Source organism: Streptomyces sp. NPDC006476 (assembly GCF_040612015.1).
In the GTDB taxonomy this organism is placed as follows: domain Bacteria; phylum Actinomycetota; class Actinomycetes; order Streptomycetales; family Streptomycetaceae; genus Streptomyces; species Streptomyces griseorubiginosus_B.
Window position 1 is genome coordinate 1 of record NZ_JBEXPK010000102.1, and the last position, 21,863, is coordinate 21,863.

The window sequence follows — 21,863 nt, forward strand, 5'->3', positions numbered from 1 at the left end:
CCCCCGCCCTGCCCGGACACCGAAAACACCCGCACAACAAAACCGAAGAGGGGCCGTCAGTAAGCTGACGGCCCCTCACGAAAGATCGAGGCTAGTGCACATCTCGGTGCGGACCGGTGACGCGGCAGCCGCCCTCGCGCTCCTCGACGACGGTGAGGCCGACCTCGCCGTCGCACCCCTGCCTTCCCGCATTCCGGCAACCCTCCTCGCCCGCGCCGTCGCCCACACCCCCCTCGTCCTCGTCCAAGCCGACCCACCACGGGCAAACGTGCAGCTTCCCGCCCCCGACCAGCCGTTCGTACTCCCCAGACACGGACTGGTGCGAGACATCGCCAACCGGTGGTTCCGCCACCTCGGCATCACCCCTCACATCGCCGCAGAGGCTGACGGACACGAAGCCTTGCTCACTCTGGTCGCTCTCGGCTACGGCACAGGCATCATCCCCGACCTCGTCCTGCAACACTGCAGCATCCGGCACCGGCTCCATGCCGCCCCGGCCTCGCCAAAACCCGGCGAACTCACCATCGGCGCGTGCATCAGGCGCACCGATCTCCACCGTCCCTTGATTGCCGCCGCCTGGGCAGTCACAGGACCCGGTGAACCTTATGCGGTCACAGCAGCTTCCCCGCCCCAATCAGCCGCACCACTGACCGGAGCAGTGGAACCCAGTGACGACCCAAGGTGACGCTCGGTACTGGTCTGGCGACTCGCAGCCCAGCACGCGAAAACGGTCCACCGACTCCGTCGGCGGACCGTCACGAAACATCGCGGCCAGATGAGATCAGCGCGAGTTGAGCAACAGTATCAGTCCCAGGGATATGAGCATCACACCAACGGCAAGGAATACAAATCCGAATGCCCGCACCTGGGTTTGGTTCGGAGATCTATCACTGACACCACGCCCAGTCCTGGAAAATACCTCTTTCGCGTAGTCAAGGACTCCATTCGTCTTCAGCAGGAAGAACCCGCCGAAAAGAATAAATCCCAGGCCGCACCCGATGGAGAATGCCTTGGCAGACGCTGGGGTGTTGCTAACAGCCAGGTCGGCTAGTCCCATCAATACGATTCCCAAACGATGATGAACATCCGATGCGATACGGGCGTGCTGCACCTCGGCGAACGACAGTGCAATTAAAACCAGCGGACCAGGCCCTTAAGAACCCGGAAAATCTTGGCCCGCAACGATGCGTGAGCAAGCCATTCACGGTCTTTGGCGATGCTGGCCCGCGTTACACCCGCCTCCCGCCTACTATTGTGGGCGGGCGTCAGATGCCCAGTAGTGATACGCCACGCTACCCGAAATATGGAAATGTCAAGTTCTTGCGCCGCCTCGTACTGGGAAGCCCACTCATCGTCAGAGCATTCGACAGGTGAATTGCTCCACCCCTTCATCACTCGCGGGTATGAACGATCAGCCACGTTAACCTCACAATGCAACCATTACGAACATTTGTAACGCAATCAAACTGCGGTTCCCGCCTAGCTGCGAGGCGGGAACCGCAGTTTGATTCAGAACATCCAGTCCTTCACGGTCACGCCCACTTGCCGTAGCGCCGCACCACCCAACTGTGTTCGAGCCGTGCCCTCGAGCGGAAAGCCAGCCTTTGGCCCCAGGGCGACGCACCCGCCCACTCCTCTGCCGCACAGACTACCGGCTAGGATGCCCATCCCTTCCGCTTTTGCGGTACCCGCCAAATATTGAGACATCCCTTGGTGGCGCTCTTCATTTGAGGACACAGCGTAATGGGCCGCGAGTCCACCAACGAACAGCGCTCCTGCACCCACCACGAAGAGTCCGGCACCACACGCCACTGACGCTATGCAAACGGCAGTACCCGTTGCGGCGAGGATTCCCACTCCCTTGTCGATCAGCCAGTGCTTGTCGGTCACCTTGTCCTTGGTGTTCTGCCAAGCGTCACTGAAGTGGCCCTTCATGATGCTGCCGAATATTCCGTCCTTCTTGCGGCGTTCTGCTTCTGCTTTTGCTTTGGCCTGCGCAATGGCCTGCGCTTTCAGTTTGGCTTCCATTTTTGCTCGTGCCGCTGCCGCATTGGCGTTGTAGTGGGAGGCGGCGTACACGTCGGCCTTGTACTGCTTGGCGTATCGCTTGGCGTAGGACTTGGTGTTGTTGGGGGTGCTTCCGGAGCCCGGGCGGTCGTGGAGTGCTCGGGAGTGGGGGTTGGTGTCGGTGGGGGTGCGGTTTTGGCAGTAGGGGCAGTTGCGGGTCGGGCAGTCGCTGCCCGCGCACTGGCCGGTCGGGTCGGAGGTGGTGACCGGGGCGTTGTGGGCGTAGCTGTAGGCGTTCATCTGGCCTGGGTTGTCCAGGTTGATGATCGGGTCGACGGAGATGAATTGGCCCAGGGTGGGGTCGTATTCGCGGGCGCCGAGGTGGACGAGGCCGGTGGGATCGTCGGTGCCGCCGACGAAGCCTCGGGTGCCGGGGATGGTCTCGGTCTGCTGGGAGCGCAGCTGGCCGAAGGGAAGTTGCTTGCGGCGGGTGACGGCGAGGGTGGTCATGGTGACGGCGGCCATGGCGGTCCCCTGCTGGTCCGGGAGGAGGAAGGAGAAGCCGCTGCTGGTGCGGACGGCGACGGTCTGGCCTTCGTGCGTGTAGTAGCGCACGCCTTCCTTGGTGCCGTCGGCTTTGATCTTGAGTTCGTTGTTGCCGGGCAGGGTGAGGGTCTGGGTGCCGTCGGCGTCCTTGGTGATCATGCGGTTGCCGTCGGCGTCGTACTGGTAGCTGGTGGTCTTGCCGGCCTCGGTGAGGGTGGCAAGGTGTCCTTCGTCGTCCCAGGTGAGGTCCTGGGCGGTGGCGCCGATGGTGCGTTTGGTGGTGTTGCCCGCGTCGTCGTAGCGGAAGCTGCTCTTTCGTCCGTTGTTCGCGCCGCCGGTGATGGTGGCGCTCTGTACGGCGTGCGGCCGGCCGGTGTTGGGGTCGTTGTGGGTGTAGGTGGTGGTGGCGTCGGAGCCGGCCAGGGCTCCGGTGCCGTGGTCGGTCTGTTTTGTGCGGTTGCCGACCATGTCGTAGCTGAAGGACTGCCAGTAGGCGTCGGGGCCGCCCACGGTGCTGGCCGAGGGCTGTGTGGTGCAGTCGGTCTTCGCTGTCCACGCCTCGGTCAGCTCGCCCAGGGCGTCGTTGATGAAGCACTGGGTGTCGGTCGTCTTGGTGGCGTCCTGGCCGCTGGCGGTGGTGATGCCGGTGATGTTGCCCGCGTCGTCGTAGGCGTAGGTGACGTCGTCGATGCGCTGGGGGGCGAGGTCGCGGTCGGTGGTCTGGCGGGTCAGGCGGCCGGTGAATTCGTCGTAGGCCTGGGTCTTGTAGACCTTCTTGCCGAGCGTGCCGTATTCGGTACGCACCGGGCGGGAGAAGACGTCGTGGCTGGTGGCGTTGACAAGGGTGATGGAGCCGGCGGTGGTCTTCTGCGGGAGGTTGCCCTCGCCGTAGACGGTGGTCTGGCGTTCGCTGGGCAGGTCGCCGACGGCCGGGTGTTTGATCCATTCCGGCAGGCCGGTGTAGGCGTTGTAGCCGTAGGTCCAGGTGTAGGCGCCGGCCAGGGCCCCGGCGTCGGCGGGGACGGTGACGGTGCTGGAGGTGGGCTGGTAGCGGTCGTTGTAGGAGTCGACGGCAAAGGTGTACTCCTTGCCGTCGATGTAGCGGATGCTGCTGGAGGGCTGGCCCTTGGCGACGGTGTCGTAGGTCCACTTGGCCAGCGGTGTGCTGTTCTTCGTCAGGGTTGTCTTGCGGCCGATTTCGTCGTAGCCGGTGGTCAGTGTGATGCCTCGGGCGTCCGTGACCGTGACGGGGTGGCCGAGTTTGTCGTAGGTGGTGTGGCTGTGGCCCTTGTCGGGGTCGTCGACGTCGGTCTGCTGGCCGCGGGCGTCGAAGGTGTACGTCCAGATGTTGTCCGCGGGGTCGGTCACGGTGAGTGGCTCGTCCCACTTGCCGTAGGTGTAGTGGGTTTTCTGTGACGCGGTGCGGGCCGCGTCGGTGTACTGCAGGCGGTCGGTGGTGCGGTCCTGGGCGTCGGTGATGACGGTGGTGGCGGTGCCGCCCTTGGGCGGGATCACCGTGGTGCGGTCGCCGCCGTAGATGGTCTTGGTGCGGTACTGCTCGTCGCCGAACTTGCGGGCGATGGCGTCGGTGACGCGGCCCTGGCCGTCGTAGAGGTTCTCGGTCATCGCCGGCACTTTGTTGTCGGCGGCCTTCGCCAGGTCTTTGGAGGGTGCGCCGTCGGCGTAGTAGGCGGCGTAGGTTTTCCATTCCCAGCCGCGGGTGTCGTACAGGGTCTCGGTCACGATGCGGTTCGAGGTGCCGATCGCCGGAGCCTGGCTCTCACGTGCTCGCAGCAGGCCGTCGTAGAGCTGGTAGCTGGTGGCGTACGAGCCGTCGTACTGCAGTGACTTGGTTGCGACGGCGTTCGCGACGGTTTTGGAGATCGTGTAGCTGTACTCGGTCGAGGGCTGGCTGAGGTGATCGGCCTTGGACCAGCCCGGGTTCCAGACCTGCAGGGTGCGGCCCAGGCCGTCGTAGGTGGCGTCGGTGCGCTTGCCATTGGCGTCGACCATGGCCGTGGGCGCGCCGCGGGCCGGATCGTACTCCGTCGTCGTGGCCTGCTTCAGCGCATTGGTCACGGTCACCGAGGTGGGAGCCTCGATGGTGAGCGGCAGGTAGGCGGTGACGGTCGTGTTGCCGTCCGCGTCGGTGTCGGTCAGCGCACGACCGTGGATGTCGTAGGTGTGCCTCGCGGTCGTCAGATATCCGGTGCCCGTCTCGTCCTGCTCCTCCAGGCGGGTCACATCACCCTTGACCGGGGCCGCATCCAGGCTCGCGGCATCGTCGTAGTAGTGCCGCTCGATGGAGATCAGGTCGTCGGGTAGGTGGGGCGTCGTATCGCAGGCGACCGCTACCGCCTGGACCTCTTTGACGGGGGTGAGCATGTTCTTGTCCGCGTTGCGGGCGTAGGTGGTGGTGGTGCACTCCTCGTCGCCGGCTTTCGCGGTGTCACCGAGGTCGGACTCGGTCTTGATAAGGCCGTAGTCGTCGAACGTGCGGATGATTCGGGTGGTGCGCCAGGTGTCGTCGACGGCGGTGCGGGTCTTCTCTTCCTGGGTGCCGGTGGCGTAGGCATTCAGGTCCGGCAGGCCGGAGCGGGTCATCGTGGCGGTGGCCGCGGAGTGCCAGGGGGTGTAGCTGGTGGTCTTTTGGAGGGTGCCGCCGTCGCCGTTGTAGGTGGCTTCCTCGCGGGTCATGCCCGTGAAGGCCCGGTGGTCGGCGGCCTTCACACCTTCGTGGTCGGCGACGTCGGCGCCGTCGATGCCGCGGAAGTAGCGGTACTCCGTCAGTGTCTGTTTGTCGGAGGCCGCAGCTCCGGTGCGGACCTGGACGCGGCCGTATCCCTTGCGGTCGCCGAAGGTGAGGTACTTGGCCTTGGTGAACTCGTCCTCGTCCTTGGTCCAGGCCATGCCGTCCAGGTAGGCGTAGTCGGTTTCCTTGACCGGGGCGCCGCCGGTGTTGTCGGCCTCCAGGACCTGAGTGGCTACATAGGTGTGGAACCAGTCGAGGTAGGGCTCGTAGTCGGCGTCCGGAGCGTCCGGCGGGGACCAGATGACGGGGTAGCAGCGGCGGTTGTTCGACGAGGGAGCGGGCATGTCACCGGCCTTGCAGTCAGGGGCCGAGTAGGTGATGCCGATAGTGGAGCCGGTTTCGGTGTCGATGCCGTAGACGCGGTAGCGCACCAGCGGGGGCACCGGGTCTGGCTTGCCGCCCGTCGTGGCGCCCACGACGCGGTTGGCCAGTTGCTGGCCCTTGAAGGTGACGGCTGGCAGCGTGACGTCGCCGGTGCCGGTGTGCCCGGTGCGGGTGACCGACGCCAGCCACAGAGCCGGGTTGGAGCCGTCACCGGTGGAGGGGAACTCGTGGGTGAGTTTCCAGGTGTCGACCGGCTTGTAGGCGCCGCCGGTGAGGACCGAGGTGTCGATCTGGGCCAGGCGCTTGCGGGTCCAGAAGGAGGGCGCGTAGCGGTCCTTGCATTCATCGCCGGATTTGCAGTACCGGTCGAAGGGGACGTCGGGCCAGTTCTTGGCGTGTGTGGAGTCGAAGGTGCCGCAGTCGCTGAGGCAGCGTTCGGAGACGGTGAAGTCGACCCGGCCGGCGGCCTTCTGGCTGTACATGGTTTTTGAGCGCAGTCCGTAATCGATGTGGTCGAGGTAGCCGCCCCGGTCGTAGGCGGTGGCGGTGGAGGCGCCGGTGTCCGGATTGACGTTGCGGCCGTAGTAGTTGGTCTCCTTGTTCCAGTAATAGGCCATGGCGTCGGAGTGGGCGTCGACGACGTAATCGAGGTTCCACCGCCAGGCCTGCTGGCACCAGGAGTCCTTGAAGGCGTCCGCGTGACAGGGCTCTTTGCTCTGGTTGCCGAATACCGGGACGGTCCAGGCGGAGTTGGTCTCCGGCTTGCCGTCCGCCCAGCCGGGCAGCCGGTTGTAGCCGAAGAAGTAGCGCGTGCCGTTGGGAGTGGTCACCCGCCAGTACTCGCCGTCATCGTCACCGTTGCCGCGGTCGGCGCTGGCGAGTTTCTCGACCTTGGTGCCGTCGTCGCTCTGCAGATGCCACTCACCGGTCTTGTCGTCCTTGACCAGCACATTGGACTCGCCGTTGAGATTGAGGACAGCGTTGTCCTTCTTCCAGCACAGGTCGCCGCTCTTGGCCGTGCCGTTGCTGTTGGCGGTGTCGTCCGAGCACGAAACGTAGTGACGCTCGATGTAACCAGGTTCCATGGACCAGCCGTCGCCGATCCAGTTCGCCTGGTTGTTCGTCGCCGCGGTGCGCCCGTCGACTGCCTGGGAACTGTAGGACAGGCTCAGGTCCGGCTGGACACCTCCTGGTACGTCCGGGGCGTCGATGTCGTAGTTCCAGGAGAAGCCGCCGCCGGCTCCGCCCGTCGTCCATGACGCCGACGGGGCAAGTGAGGTAGCGGTGAAGGTGCCCGCCGGGCCCGATGCCGCGGCCGTGGCGGCCAGCAAAAGCGTGCCATCACTCGCTGCCAGGCCGCTGGCCGACCGCGTCCCGGCGGGTGTCTTCGTCACCGGCGCGGTGGCGGACGTGTTCTCGCCGACCGCGCCGAGGGGAACGGTCGCCGAAAGGGCCGCCGCCTTGACGTCGTTGTCGCTCTTCAGAGCAGTCAGGGTGCGGCAGTCCTTGGCGGCGGGCGTGGTCAGTGCGCATGACGGCAGACGGTGAAGCGTCAGGCGGGAGGCCCAGTCACCGCCGTAAGCCTGCCGGAAGCCCGAGTAGTCGAGGGTGATGTCGAGGGTGTTCTTGTTGCCCTGGAGCGGGCGTACCGCCAGCAGCACCCCGGTCACACCCGCCTGCTGGGTGGCCTTGCGGTCGAGCACCTGGACCTGCGCACGCCCGATGGTGGAGGCCGTTGTCGCGGTTCTCTTGCCGGACTTGGTCTGGTGGGCTGCGATGCGGAGGGGGAGGGTGCCCGCCTCGGTCACGGCAGTGCCCTGTGCCGGGAGGGTGACCGTGGCAGTTCCTGGCGTCGGCCAGGACGTTTTCGATGGGGTCTTCCAGCGGTGCGCGGCTGTGTGGTCCGGGCGGGATATCCGGTGCTTCTTCGCTGATGCGACGGGAACTGGATCGGGGTTTTTCAGCTTGCTCAGTGACAGCTCAGTCGCTGCCGCGGCCACCGGGCCACCCAGCAAAGTGGCCACCAAATAGACGACCAGGGACACGGCGATCCGTCGGATCCATTTCGCGTATCTCGCAGTCACACGGCCGGGACGTCTCGTCCCCTTCGCTCGCAAACCGGACACTATTCCCCCACCGGAAGCCTGCCTGTTTGAAGATCGAACGGAAGGTATCAACATCCGACAACGTGAATAAAGATCTGTTCAACAGTTGGCCAATTATCGACCCTATGTCCACGTGGGCGGCCATAAACGGAATCAACTCATCCAGAAATTCGACATTGCAGGCGACCGGCGAGTCGCGTAAAACCGTTGCGGCCCACGGCAAACCAGAAAATTACCGCACGGCACATGCCGAATTCGCGAGAGGGAAGAAATGCCGACCTTGCGTCAAAGGTGTCCCAGACGCCGCACGGGCGGACAGCGAACCGCAGCCACCGCAATAGCCGCAGCCCTGGCGCTCACCGCCTCAGTACTCGCCACCCAGTCCCCGGCACGCGCCTCCGCCGCGCCTGCAGGCGCAGCCACCACCGCACCAGGCACGGCGGAATCCCACGCGCTGGCGAAGGCCGCCACATCGGGGCAGCCGGTGGAAGTAACCGCCCGCAGAACGGAAACAGTGCAGGTCTTCGCCAACCCGGACGGCTCCTTCACCCAGGATGCCTACGCCCTGCCCCAGTTCGTGCGCAAGGCACACAAACTGGTGCCCATCGACACCACGCTCAGCGTGAATACGGACGGCACTTTCTCCCCCGTCGCCACCGAGGTCGGCGTGAGGTTCTCCGGCGGGGGCGAGGGCCCGCTGGCGACCGTGACCCGTGACGGCCGGAGTCTGACCATCGGGTGGCCCAAGCCTCTGCCGAAGCCAGCAGCTGACGGGGACACGATCACTTACGCGAACGTACTAAACGACGTCGACCTCAAGCTCAAGGTGAGTCCGGCCGGTTTCAGCCAGCTGCTGGTGGTCAAGACTGCGGAGGCCGCCACCGACCCGGCGCTTTCCACGATCAGCCTGCCGCTGAGCACGCAGGGCCTGACCGCTACGGCCGACGACAACGGCAACCTGCGGGCCACGAACCCGGCGGGGCAGGAAGTGTTCACCGCACCCGTCCCCCGCATGTGGGACAGCTCCTCCACCCAGTCCGGAACGCAGAAACTGACCCGAACCGAAGGCGAAAACCCGCCCGGACCGCAGTCCAGCGATGAGTTCGAGCCCGCGCCTGGCGCCCGTCAGGCCGCCGTCCCCGTCGCTGTCAGCAACAACGAACTCAAGCTCACACCCGACGCCGAGGTCATGACCGGCAAGGACACCACCTACCCGGTGTACATCGACCCCTACGTCAGCGGCTCGCGCTCCTCCTGGACCATCGCCTACAAGAAATACCCCAACAGCTCCTTCTTCAACGGCGCAGGCTTCGACGGCGGCACCTCCACCGCCCGGGCGGGCTACGAGAACGAGACCAACGGTCTTGCCCGCTCCTATTTCCAGATGAACACCAAGAACCTGTGGAGCACGAACAAGCAGGTCATCAACTCCACGTTCCGGATCAAGAACACCTGGTCGTGGTCCTGCACCGCCAAGCCCGTCGAGTTGTGGCGCACTGACGCCATCACCTCGTCGACCACGTGGAACAACCGGCCCGCCCGGCGCGGAAAGATGGACACGGTCACCGACGCCAAGGGCTGGAGCTCCAGTTGCCCGGCCGGCAACCTCGCCTTCACCGTGACCCCGGGGGCCAAGGACGCAGCATCGAAGAAGTGGAACACCATCACCTTCGAACTCGCGGCCTCCAACGAGTCCGACGTGTACGGATGGAAGAAGTTCGACGCCAAGTCGGCCGTCCTGTCCACCGAATACAACACTTACCCCAACGCTCCTACGAGCCTGGACACGATCCCCAGCACCAAGAACAGCAAAGGCTGCGGTGACACAGCCCCCTACGGACTGATCGGCAATACCGACCTCTATCTGACCGCCAAGGGCAGCGACCCCGACGGCGGCACCATCAAGGTCAAGTTCAACCTGTGGGCCACCGGTCACCACCCCAACGACGACCCGAACGGCGTCATCATCGTCAACAAGACGGTCTCCGTCTCTTCCGGCACTGTCGCCAAACTCAAGGTCACCAAGGCCGAACTGACGCCCTATCTGACCGTGGCGAACGGCAACTTCTCCTGGAAAGCACAGGACGCTGACGCCTCCCTGTCCTCCAGCTGGACACCCCCAGCGGGTGCTGCAGGCTGCCGCTTCGTCTTCGACCCCACCCGGCCCAGTACCCCGCCGGGCATCAGCTCCAGCCAGTTCCCCGACGGCAGCGACGGCTGGCCCGCGAGCACCGGCCGCGTCCGCACCGAAGGTTCCTTTGCCCTCTCCAGCGGGGGCGTCAACGACGTGACCAAATACGAATACTGGACGGACACGGACCCGACCGTGCACACCGCCACCCCCGGCAGCGCGGCCGGCACCGTCACCGTCAAGTTCACCCCGACAACCGCCGGAACCAACCACCTGTACGCCCGCAGCCAGGACAAGGCCGGCAACAAATCAGACACCGCCGACTACCTCTTCTACGCCAACGGCCCCAAGACAGGCGACAAACCCGGTGACATCAACGGAGACGGCAACGCCGATCTCTATGGCATCGACAAGGACGGCACCCTCAACCGCTTCTACGGCGCAGGCGACGGCACCGTCACCCAGGCCTCCAGCCCGGCCTCCACCGTCTCCTGGACCGGCACCCAGATCACCCACCGCGGGGACTGGACCGACGACGGCTACGAAGACCTCATCTCCCTCAATCACGACACCACCGCGAACACCGACCGGCTGTGGATCCACCCCAACACCGGATACGGCTTCGCCTGCAGCGACTGCTCCGGCGACGCCAACGACCAGCGCGAACTCACCGTCTACGACGACGCCAACAACCACTGGAAGAACGGCGCCAAGCAGATCCTGGCCGTAGGCGACGTAGATGGCCCCGTCGACGTCGACAACGACGGCACCGACGACATCCCCGGCCACCCCGACCTCATCGTCAACGACGGCACCTTCATCTGGCTCTACTACGGCAGCAGCGACGACCGCCTCGACAGCGACCGTGACCCAGTGCTCCTCGCAGGACCGGACGACCCCATCTCCTCGGGCGACTCCAAGGTCAGCGAGGTCACACTCGCCGCACCAGGAGACTGGAACGGCGACGGCCAAACCGACCTCATCGTCCGCTACGACAGCCCCGACGTCGGAGGACTCTACGTCTTCCACGGCGCGCAGAACGACAACGGCTACGACATCAGCGTCACCGGCCGCACTGCGGTCGGCTCCAACTGGAGCACCACCACCGTGCCCGCCTTCACCGCCGCACCCGACGCCGACAACGACGGCAAGCTCGACCTGTGGGCCACCACCGCCAACTCCAGCAGACTCCGCGCCTTCCGAGGCATAACTGCCAGCGGCACGGAACAGGTCACCGTCGCCTCCGAAGCGTTCACCGGCTACCAGACGATCAGTTGACCACCACAAATCCAGACCTAGGGCTTTCCCCCGACCACCACAGACGGGGGAAAGCCCGGGGTCATCCTTCGAGCAGGGCGGCAGGTTCGAGAAACTCGCGGGCCGTGTCGCAGAGCCTGAGCCAGCGGTGACCCCACCGGGAAGCCGGTGTGGCCCGAGGCGCAGTTGATCGACCCGTGCCCTGACCGGATCCAACGACGCCGGGAGGGCAGCGAACAGCTCGGTGCTCCGCCGCTGGCGCAGTGCGCCCGCGGCGGCCCGGGTACCAGAATCCGGGGATCCGGCGTCGGGTTCACCGGCGGTTGCCAGCAGTGCGATGAGGACTACGCCTACGACCGGGGGAGAGGGAGGTGTCGTGGTCGTTCCAGCGGAAGGGGACGGCCTGGCGGCGTGCGCGCAGCAGGGCAGCGGGCGAGCTGGCCAGAGCGCCGGCGACCGGGTCGACGGGTTCGCTCAGGTGCTGCCATTCGGCGGGCTCGAGCCCGGCACTGCGTGGGGGGCAAGCGATCGGCGAGGGCGGTGCGGAAGGCGGGGTCGTTGAAGAGGACGTAGGCGGGGACGGCTTCGAGGGCGGCGTGGGCGTGGCTGGCCGGGGCGGTGGCAATGACGCCGGTCAGCAGGCCGCCGCTCAAGATCGGGACGACAAGAGTCGCAGCACTCCCAAATCGCTGGGACGGGCAAAGTGGCCTTGTCATACTGGTGCGATGTGTTTTCGTGGGGGGACTCCGAACCGGCATTACGTGTGCTTGCCCTGCCGGTCTTCGTTCAAGAAGCGCGGCACGTGGGCAAGCCGATGCCCGCGCTGCGGTGGAGAGTTGATCGACGCGGGCCAGGATCTCGCTGTGCCGAAGCGGAGGGACACCGCTGGGTGGCGGACGTTGACTGCCCTACTGAACGCGGGTGTGACGTTCCACTCCGGCTGCTGTGATGGGCCCGGCTGGCGGCCTCGGACACCGCGCGAGGTACGCGAGCGTCTGACTGCCGCGGCTGGCACCGGCGTGCCGCTGAGCGTAGCGCTGACGACGGTCGACACTGACGAGCTCCGTTCCGGGAACACCGCACGCTGAGCCGGCCGCATGGCCCGCCTCATACGCGGCGACGCGCGCCTGAATGAGACCCTCGTTCGACCGCCACACTTCAAGGTCGGAAAGATGCGGCTTCTCAGCTGAAGAGGCCCGGCAGAGTGCGGCCGGGAAGCCTTCACGTGCGGGAAAAGCCCTGGCTGGACGGGGGAGACCAGCCAGGGCCGTGATTGGTGGCGCACGGAGGGCGGTCGCCTCTCGGCGAGGTGCTCCATGGGGCTTCAGCCGAACGATCGTCCCCATGGGCTATAGGTGAGGCCCGGGGACACTGCCCCTCCGCCAGCCACGTGTGGGTGAAAGGTCAACCGTCTCGGGTTGTTCCTTGTGCCGCCCGGATTCCGCTGTGAGGTGGGGCACCCCGCGTCGTGGGTCACTCGAGGAAGTCGGCGACAAGAGTGGCGAATTCGTCCGGGGTGGTCAGGCGGATGCCGAGAGTTTCGGCCTTGGCTTGTTTGGAGCCGGCGCCGTCTCCGGCGACGACGAGTGTGGTCTTCTTGGAGACGCTGGAGGAGGCGCGGCCGCCTGCGCGTTCGATGAGTTCGTTCATCTGGTTGCGGCTGAGTTTTTCCAGGACTCCGGTCATCGCGCCGGTGACCACGACCGTCATGCCGGCCAGCGGCCCACCGGCCGTCCCCACGACGTCCCCGTCGGCGTCACCGGTGGTGGGGGAGGGCGGTGTGACGCCGGGTTCGGTCATGTTCACCCCGGCGGCGGCGAGTTTGTCGATGAACGGGGCGAGTTCGGCGAGCTCGGCGACGATGGAGGGGGTTTTCTCGGTGCCGATGCCCTCGACCTGCTGCATCGCGTCCGCGTTGGCGGCGCGGTTGTTGTCCATGGTGGCGAAGTGCCGGGCGATGCGGCGGGACATGGACCGGCCGGTGCCGCGCACCCCGAGCGCGCACAGCACTCGCGACAGCGGCTGCGCCTTGGCGGCGGTGATGGCGGCTAGGAGGTTGTCGGTGCTGGTCTCACCCATCCGCTCCAGGCCGAGGAGCTGTTGGCGGGTGAGGGCGAACAGGTCGGCGAGATCGGTCACGAGGCCGGCGTCGACGAGCTGGACGATGCGGGTGTGCCCGAGGCCTTCGATGTCGAGCTGGTCGCGGCCGGCGGCGTAAAACAGGGCGGCCACCAGGTGGCAGTTGCGTCCGTTGGTGCAGCGCCAGCGCTGCTCGCTGGTGTCGATGCCGGAACCGCAGCGCGGGCACACCTCAGGGAAGGCGATCGGCTGTTCGTCGCCGGTACGCAGGTGGGCGACCGGGGCTTCGATGCGGGGGATGACGTCCCCGGCCCGGTGGACCATGACGTGATCGCCCAGGCGCAGGTCGCGCCGGGTGATGTCGGCAGGATTGTGCAGGGTGGCGTAGGTAATGGTGGCGCCGTCGATCTCGACCGGCTCCAAGACGGCGCGCGGGGCGATGATGCCGGTGCGGCCGACGTTCCACTCCACCTCGAGCAGGCGGGTGATCTTCTCGACGGCCGCCAGCTTGTAGGCGATCGCCCACCGCGGGGCGCGTGAGCCCGAGCCTGCCGCCTGCTGGTCGGCGGCTAGGTCGGCCTTGATGACAATCCCGTCGATCCCGAACGGCAGCTCCGCCCGTAGCGCGGCAAACTCCTCAACCCGGGCCAGCACCTGCTCGACGCTGTCGGCGGTGATGCCAGGCACCGCGGTGGTGGCGGTGGTGTTGATCCCGTACGAGGCGGCCTGCGCCATGAGGTCGCTGTGCGCGAGCTCGCCCAGCCGCGCGGCGAGTTCGGTCTCGGTTTCGGGCAGGGGCAGCAGGCCGGAGCCGAAGAACGTCATCGGCACCGTGTAGGCGCGCTCCCTGGCGCGCAGGGTGCCCGCCGCGGCGCCGCGCGGGTTGGCGAACGGCTGCCCGCCGTGCGCGGTGCGCACCTCGTTGCCGTGCTCGAACTGCGTGGTTGTCATGAGGACTTCGCCGCGAACCTCGACGGTGACCGGCTCGGCGAGTTCGTCCGGCAGGCCCTCGATGGTGCCGATCGCGTGCGAGACGTCCTCCCCGGCCGTCCCGTCCCCGCGGGTGATCAGCTGTCTCAGCCGGCCGTTCGTGTAGCGGGCGGCGACCGCGAGCCCGTCCAGCTTCGGCTCGATACTGAACCGCTCGACGTCGCGGCCGATGCGCCGGGCCAGGGAGGCGGTCCAGGCGGTGAACTCCTCCGGTGAGAACACGCGCGGCCGGAGATGGCGGAGGCGAGGGGCGCCCAGACGTCTTCCCACGGCAGGCCCTGGCCTTCGGCGTAGGCGAGAGGCCGCAGCAAGTCGGTGGCGCGTTGAGCGTCGGAGCCCAGACGGCGCGTGAGGTCGTCGCGCATGGCCTGCCCGGCATGGCGCGGCAGACCAGCCCGCCAACGGGCGCTGTACGGGTCGGCGACCACCGATTCGGCGGAGGCGAGGGTGTAGGCGGCGAAACGGGCTACGAGGAAGGACCTGCCCGCGGCGTCGCCGACGGCCTGGGCGACGGCCCCCAGCAGGCTGGCGTTGGTCGACCGGTAGGGGGAGGTGCGACGGCTTTGAAGAAGGTTGCGCATCGTGTAGGCCAGCAGCGCCTCGCCGTCGGCGTAGCGGGGGCTGTCGAGGTCGATGACCCGACTGTCGTGGCGCTGCGGGAGGTTGCCAAGGCCGAGCCGGTCCAGCAGGTACGGGCGGGTGCCTAGCAGGAGGCGGATGCGTCCGCGGGAGTGCTCGATGAGGGGGCGCACGATCCGCGCGCACAGGGTGTCGGGGGTGGCGGCCTCATCCAGCGCATCGATGAGGATCGTGAACGGCCTCTCGCGATCGCCGTGTTGCTGTTGCAGCGTGTCGAGGAATTCGCCGACGCTCGCGCATCGGAACCCGGCTGCGGCTGCGAGACCGGACAGGACCTGGTGGTCGGTGAGGTTCTGGGCGTACATGACCACGTCGATGCTGTCCTCGTGCGGGATCCAGGCGGGATCCAGCCCGAGGGCGTCGACGGGCACCGTGCGGCGGCGCTCAGGCATGGTGAGCGCCGCGACGAGACCGAGGACGGCCGTCTTGCCCGAGCCCGGGCCGGCCGTGACCACGCGTACGCACTCTGCCGCCCCGGCCGTACCCGGCAGCTGCTGCTGGGCGTGGTCGCCGTCCTGGTTGAGCCAGGAGGCGAGCTCGGCCAACGCCTGGTGGCGGCCGCAGAACCACCAGCCCTGCGAGGCGTCGCCTTGATAGCCCATGGCGCGAACCAGGAGGCGGGAGGTGAACTCCGTCTCCCGCTGCAGGGCGTACGCGTCGAATTCGGCGGCGTCCTGCAGGGCAAGGTCGACATCGGTAAGACGGACGTCATGACGGGGGTTGGTGAGGAATTCGGGCGGTTCCCCGGACAACCCCAGCAGGGACAGGCTGACGCGCTGGTAGCCGGGCTTGTCCGGGTGGTCGTTGATCTGCTGCACGACCGCAGACACCGACAAGTGGCTGGGCGCGTGGCCGGCAGTCGCCCGACTACTGACGGCCTTCTCGAGGAGGTCGGGGAACACGCCCGCCTGCGCCTGCTGGTGAGGCTGGGCCGAAGACACGACGACCAGCCCCGAACTGCTCTGCCCCTGCCCCCACTGCGCGCCCAAGCGCTCGAGGGCGGCCGCGGCGAGTTCGTTGCCGCCCTGCCCGGAGTAGCAGGTGTCCAGGATGAGCAGGAGTCTGCGGATTTTGGTACCGCGTAGCACCCGCACCAGATCCGCAGTGGGGAGCGCGGTGTAGGTGATGTCGGCCGGGTCGGCGTCGGCCATCAGCAGGACGTGCTCGCCGCCGTCCTCGAGGACCTCACCATGCCCGGAGAGGTAGACCACGACGAGGTCGTCCTCGCGGCGCTCGGGCGAGGTGCAGAACGCGCGCAGGTGATCGGTCAGCTGCGTCTTGGTCGGGTCCAGGCCCAGGGCGGTCTCGTGGCGGTATCCGAGCTTCTCGGTGAACAACTCGATGATCTGGTCACGGGCTTCGACCAGTCCGGGCCGGTCCCACTCCGGGCACTTCGGGTAGCGGGAGACGGCGGTCGCGATCAGGAAACGGCGCGGCCCCTCCTCGCCCTTCACCCCGCCATCGGGGCCGGTCATGCCAGGCCGTCCGCGACGGCCCGCCCGCACAGTGCATCGGTCAGATAGGCGACCGCATCGTGCGCGCGCGCACCGTTGCGGACGATCGCGCAGCGCACCTGCTCTCCGAACGCCGACCGCAGGTCCTTCACCAGGGCGACGACGTCCCCCTCATCGGCGAGGTTCGCCCACACCAGACCCTCGGGACCGGGCCACACGGCGCGCGGCGGGCCATCCAGCGTCAGGGGGGCCGGCTGCAGGCGGTGCAGGATCAGGTTCTCGATGCCCAGCGGCGAGCCGATCGTCACCAGCGTCCGCACCTGATGGCCGGGCTGCGCACACAACGCCTCGTAGGCGACGACCGAACCCAGCGAGTGCGCCACCACCACCTGGGTGTCCTCACCGATCTGGTCGGCCACCCGGGCCAGGGCCTTCGCTCGCAGGACCGGATCCGTGAGGTAGGCGTGGACCTGCTTCAGATCGAAGACCATCGCCCGCAGCGCCACGCCGGCGAAGAAACGTGAACCGGACAGGGCCCGCAGCGCGGCCTGCACCGAGCGCGGCGTGGAGACGAGTGTGTCCGCGCCCGGCGGGACCACGGCCGGATCACTCGCCGCGGCCGCCTGCCACCACGCCTGCAGCAGCTCCTGTTCGAACCCTTCGGCGACGTCGGCGGCGGTGTAGGGAGGATCGCCGACGGCGAGGAACTCGCCCGGCGGGCGGAAGAGGTCCCCGTAGAACGCCATCGCCACATCCGGCTCGGCGAGACGGACCGCCGCCGCGCCGGCACGGGTCAGGCCGTCGTTGAGGGCCGGTAACCACTCTTTGCGCAAGCTCTCCTCGCCGAGCGTCTGCTTGCCGATCCCGTGCACCGCCACCACACGCGCCATGCCCCGTGCCCCCGAACTCGCCCCCGGCTGTGGTCAGCACTGTAGGGCTTAACGCGAGGCCGGTTGGGGTGGATCGGTGAGACTGGGGGTGGTGTGCCAGTTCCGGAGCGCGACCCGGCTGCCGTTCCAGCGCTCGGCGTACGGTGCGACACGATGTTCCGGGTCATCAGTGCGCGTCGAGTGTGCAGGCGGCAAACGGCTCGTATCCAAAACGGTCACACTCGGACAGTCAGTGGCGGGAGTGACGCCGTGGGTTCCCGATGCGGGTGACGTGTTCGGGGCCGGAGTATTCGACGCCGAAGACCATGGGGTTTCCGTAAGAGATGTCTGTTGTCATCTGTCGTGCCCCGGCGATTCCTACGCCGGGGCGCTACGTATGTGACGACTTGGCCTGGAAGTGCCCTTTTAGGAGAGGCTCTTGTAGCCCTGCCAGCCGCTCGCGATTTTCGTGCGAGGTCCGAACGACCCCTTGCCGTCGCCGTTGTTGCGCCAGACGTTGCCCGCGCTGTCCCGAGAGACCAGGTCGGCTTTGCCGTCTCCGGTGATGTCCCCGACGCCGACGACCGCGTTGTACGAGCTGCCCCAGTTGGTGAACAGCTTCACCCGCGCCGTGAATGTGCCGTTGCCCTTGCCGTAGTACCGGTACAGGCTGTTCGACGTGTCCTGGGCGAGCAGGTCGCCGATGCCGTCGCCGTTGAGGTCCCCGGCTCCCACGACCTTCTTGTACGTCTTCCAGTTGTCGTAGAGCTTCACCCGCGCAGACAACGTTCCGGTGCTGGTGCCCTTGTAGAGGTACACCGTCCCGGTCGAGGAGTTCCGCACGATCAGGTCGGGGCGGCCGTCCCTGGTGACGTCACCGGGCGCGGTCAGCACGTCGTACTGGTTCCAGCCGGAAGTGCCCAGCGAGGTGTACGGCGTCGAGGGGGTGACTGCCGCCCCGCAGCCCGGCTTGTACAGGCGCAGAGCGCCGGTGCTCAGCTTGACCAGCACGTCGTTGCACCGGTCCCCGCTCAGATCGCCGTACGAGACGAACCTGGCGCTGGTGGGCCACCCGCTGCCGCTCACCTTCCCCGAGAACGTGCCGTTGCCCGTGCCCTGCTGGAAGGCGAACGTGCCCGAGGAATCGAGGGTGAGCAGGTCGCCGATGCCGTCCCGCCCCGCGTGGTCTCGCCACACGGGAGCGGCGAGCGTCCCGGCCGGCATCAGATGGATGCGTTCGCCGGCGTCCACGAAAGCCACGCGGCCGGTGTCAGGGTCCAGGGTCCAGCGGATCCGTCGGTCCGAGGTGCTGCCTTCGGGCATGAGGTTTTTGGTCGCGGGCAGATCCGCCAGATCGGAGGTGACCGCCTGCCCGGAGCGGACGTCGATGCGCACCAGCTTGCCGCGCTCGGTGTCATGGCGTACCACGAACCCGTCGGCCAGCAGCACGTCGCCAAAGGGCACAGCCACCGACCGTCCGCGGGAGCGGTCGAACACGCCGGCCTTCTGCTGCGCAGCGCACGCCCAGTAGACGAAACGGCCCTTCACCTGCAGCTCGCTGGGCACGCACGCCGAGCCGACGTTGACGTCCAGGGCCGCGGCCGTCGAGCCGAGGCGGCTCATCGACAGGTGCCCGGCGGTGGACGTCGTGGTCCACAGCTGTCCGTCCCACAGGGTGGCGGCCACAGCCGTACGTGTCGACACCACCTTGGACTGCGTCCAGTCGACGAGGAACTGCTTGCGGGTCGGGCCGCCCGAGAGCAGCGCGTACCGTCCTTCCGCGGCGCTCACCTCACCGTAGAAGCCGTCAACCGTCAGCGTCTGGACCTCACCATCGGGTGTACGGCGGTGCACCAGCTCTGAGTTGTCCAAGTCGTTGTAGACAACCGATCCGTCGCCCGCGCCGAACAGCCGCACACAGCTGTACGTGACACTGCACGGCTTGACCCATCCGCCGGCCTGCCGGACCGGCCCCACCTGGGGGACTTCGTCAGCCGACACGGTGCGCGTGTTGAACATGACGTCGTAGGACGGGGACGAGGTCTGGTCGGTCCAGGCAAGCGTGCCGCCCACCAGCGACAGCCCGTCGACAGGTGCGGGCACCGGCGGCAGGTCCATCAGCTCATCGGCGACGATCTGCCCATCCGGCGCCTGGGAGAGCCGGAACATCCCCCAGTGCGCCTTGTCGGGACCGCCCACCACGACAGCTGACCCGTCCGCCGACGCGTGGACCCAGCCGTCCATCTGCGGAAGCAGCGTGCGCCATTCCCCGGCGTCGGTCAGGGGCCGGGTGAGCACGGCACGGGTCTCGTCGCCGTAGGTGGCCACCACGACGTCGTCACCGACGACCGTGAAGTCGGTCTTCCCCACGGTGCCCTGGGCCGGAACGGTGATCACCGGTCCATCCAGCGCGTCGCGGCGCAGCAGCCGCGCACCGGCGCCCGGGTACCACCAGCCGACGTAGTCCTCACTTAGGACGGGCAGCCGGGCCGAGTTCGCGTTGTAGGGGGCGAACACCTTGGTCCAGGTCCCGGCTTGGACGTCGACGAGCACGAGCTGGTCGAGGAATACCTGGGGGTCCTCGGTCGGCACGCGGTAGCGCAACAGCAACGAGCGGTCATCCACCCCGCTCAACCCAAGGAGCTTGGCGTCGGCCGGCCAGCCGGTCACCTTCGTGTCCTCAGTGCCGCCCCCGGCCGCCCGCTTGAGCAAATGCAGTTCACGTACGTTGGTCGACCCGCCCAGATAAGCGACCACGACACCCTCGCCGGCCGTCCCGGCATACCTCAGACCGGTCGGGACGGTCACCGAGCCCCTGTCCTCACCGGAGCCCATCGCGCGAAACCGCACGACGCGTCGGCCCTCCGCATCGGTCGACAGGGTGTAGGTGGAATCCGACTGAGCGAGCCCATTGGGCTGCTGAGTACCGGCGAACTCGGTCACCTCCCGGGTCCGGTGCGTCGCGTAGTCGGTCCACAGCCAGCCGCTGGATCCCTCGGGATTCGACAGCACACCCGTGTCGCCGAAACCGATGAACACCGGGTTGCGCGTGGCGCTCCGGTCCGCGGCCGGGAGCACGACGTCGCCCCCTCCAACGACCTGGTCAGCCCCGATGGCCACCGCCATCCCTGTCGGCACCGCGCCCGGCGCACCCAAGGCGAGGGCGACAGCCACGGCCAGGGCCGCACCGCCTCTGCCGAACAGACAGCGTCGCATGACCTTGCTGACCCCCACGGAACCCCCCGGCCCCTCGCCCTGGCAGCTGTCACCTCGATAGCCCCGACAGCTGTGGTCTGAATGAAATGTGCATGCCCTGAGCGGGCGACGGGAGCTTATCAGCGCACACCAGTGGGGTCGGCGGGATTACCAGGGCAGCGGCAGGGCCCACACGATTCACAGCGCGTACAGCAGGGCCAGCCGCGACCTCTATCGACGCGCAAGGTCCTGTTGGGTCTTGGACCGTGTCCGTGGTGTAGCACGGCGCGTCCCGGAAGGCTCTTCGTTGTCAGTGCGGCCTGGCATGGTTCGGATCATGTTCGAGGGACTTGATGACATCGACTGGGCGTCGCTGGAGCACGCGTACGGCACGGCCGAGGAAGTACCAGCGCTGCTGAGGGCGCTGCGCTCCACGCACACAGAGGAGCGCCACCTCTGTCGGTTGCCCGACGTATCCGTCCACCCCGACATCATCCTGGACAGCGGCCTCAGCGCGATCAGCAGATTCTTGTACGTCGTCCTGCTGGCCCTGCCTGACGACTTCGAGATGGATGAGGCGGCTGCGCTCGCCGGAGCCGGCTCCAAACACTCTCTGGACGCGCATCTTGCGGAACTGGTGACAGCCGGCCTCATCCAGATCGACGAGGAGGAAGGCGAGGAGATTCTCACCATCCATGCGACGCCGCAGCGACGGACATTCTCCCCAAGGCATGGACCGGTTAGCCGAGTTAGTCATCATTGACCCGCATTCCCTTATCGCCTGGCCATAGTCCCCGAGATCCGGTTCGACGAATGCCGCACGTGTTCGCCTGGGTCAGGTTCTCCCGGGTGCACGTGAGAGCTTCCAGCGCTTCGTAGCCGACGGTCGCGACGACAAGCATCTCCGCGCGGCATAACCGCTAACAGGGCAGATCACGGAAGCGCGGGTACCGGTTGAAGCCGAGCAGGGAGAACAGCACCCCATGCCGGAGTACGAGGCGTTGTTTATCAGAATCGATTAGTGCTGGGCAACGGACCAGACGGATGCGAAGAACGCTGGAAGACCGTGATATCGCGTCCCAGAGTTACCACGAGATGGCCAGCGGAAGAGAAGTCAAGAGCTCGCACGTTCGGTGCTCAGCACTGTAGAGGGCGCCGGATCACGCAACACCGCATTCTACGAAGTGCCGTCCATCGCCGGGCTCAGTCCCGGCTCCGCCTGACGCAGCGCCTTCACCGCTGCAGTGCACTACGTGAGCGGCCCGCGAGTGTCAGAGAGCCGATCGGCCCGCGTGATCAGACACTCCACAGAAGTCGAGGATCGACCCGGCTCTGCTTCTGTCTCGTGCGGCGGCAACTTAGACGTCATCTCATTTGGCGTGTTCGATACCCTGTTGACGTGGGAATCGTTGAGCGGCTGGTGCCGGACGAGTTGTGGGAACTGTTCCAGCGGGT

At 67.0% G+C, this 21,863-nt stretch carries 8 protein-coding genes; 3 read left to right on the forward strand and 5 right to left on the reverse strand.

The window, feature by feature from the left end; all coding sequences use genetic code 11:
• The first annotated feature begins 106 nt into the window (after positions 1 to 106).
• Complete coding sequence (locus tag ABZZ74_RS47695; RefSeq protein ID WP_356950390.1) at positions 107 to 685, forward strand: LysR substrate-binding domain-containing protein; 579 nt, start codon at positions 107 to 109, stop codon at positions 683 to 685.
• A gap of 824 nt (positions 686 to 1,509) precedes the next feature.
• On the opposite strand, the gene ABZZ74_RS47700 is transcribed toward ABZZ74_RS47695, so the two are convergent.
• Positions 1,510 to 7,497 (reverse strand): RHS repeat-associated core domain-containing protein, encoded by a 5,988-nt coding sequence (locus tag ABZZ74_RS47700; RefSeq protein ID WP_356950385.1) that lies wholly within the window; start codon positions 7,495 to 7,497, stop codon positions 1,510 to 1,512.
• 811 nt (positions 7,498 to 8,308) lie between these two features.
• On the opposite strand from ABZZ74_RS47700, the gene ABZZ74_RS47705 reads away from it, so the two are divergent.
• Positions 8,309 to 11,203: a VCBS repeat-containing protein gene (locus ABZZ74_RS47705; protein ID WP_356950386.1), complete on the forward strand. Its 2,895-nt coding sequence runs from the start codon at positions 8,309 to 8,311 to the stop codon at positions 11,201 to 11,203.
• A 1,452-nt stretch (positions 11,204 to 12,655) separates the two neighbouring features.
• On the opposite strand, the gene ligA is transcribed toward ABZZ74_RS47705, so the two are convergent.
• The 4 genes from ligA to ABZZ74_RS47725 all read right to left on the reverse strand — a co-directional run bounded on the left by ligA (position 12,656) and on the right by ABZZ74_RS47725 (position 20,447).
• On the reverse strand, positions 12,656 to 14,434 hold the full coding sequence (gene ligA, locus ABZZ74_RS47710) for an NAD-dependent DNA ligase LigA (protein WP_356950391.1): 1,779 nt from the start codon (positions 14,432 to 14,434) through the stop codon (positions 12,656 to 12,658).
• A complete protein-coding gene (locus ABZZ74_RS47715; RefSeq protein ID WP_356950387.1) occupies positions 14,338 to 16,365 on the reverse strand; it encodes a caspase family protein in 2,028 nt (675 codons plus the stop codon). The genes ligA and ABZZ74_RS47715 overlap by 97 nt, the downstream gene beginning before the upstream one ends.
• Complete coding sequence (locus ABZZ74_RS47720) at positions 16,362 to 17,234, reverse strand: hypothetical protein (protein WP_356950388.1); 873 nt, start codon at positions 17,232 to 17,234, stop codon at positions 16,362 to 16,364. The genes ABZZ74_RS47715 and ABZZ74_RS47720 overlap by 4 nt, the downstream gene beginning before the upstream one ends.
• 405 nt (positions 17,235 to 17,639) lie before the next feature.
• A complete protein-coding gene (locus tag ABZZ74_RS47725; protein ID WP_356950389.1) occupies positions 17,640 to 20,447 on the reverse strand; it encodes a VCBS repeat-containing protein in 2,808 nt (935 codons plus the stop codon).
• Between the two features lie 298 nt (positions 20,448 to 20,745).
• On the opposite strand from ABZZ74_RS47725, the gene ABZZ74_RS47730 reads away from it, so the two are divergent.
• Entirely contained in the window at positions 20,746 to 21,171 is a 426-nt protein-coding gene (locus ABZZ74_RS47730) for a hypothetical protein (RefSeq protein ID WP_356950392.1), read from the forward strand.
• The last annotated feature ends 692 nt before the right edge of the window (positions 21,172 to 21,863 follow it).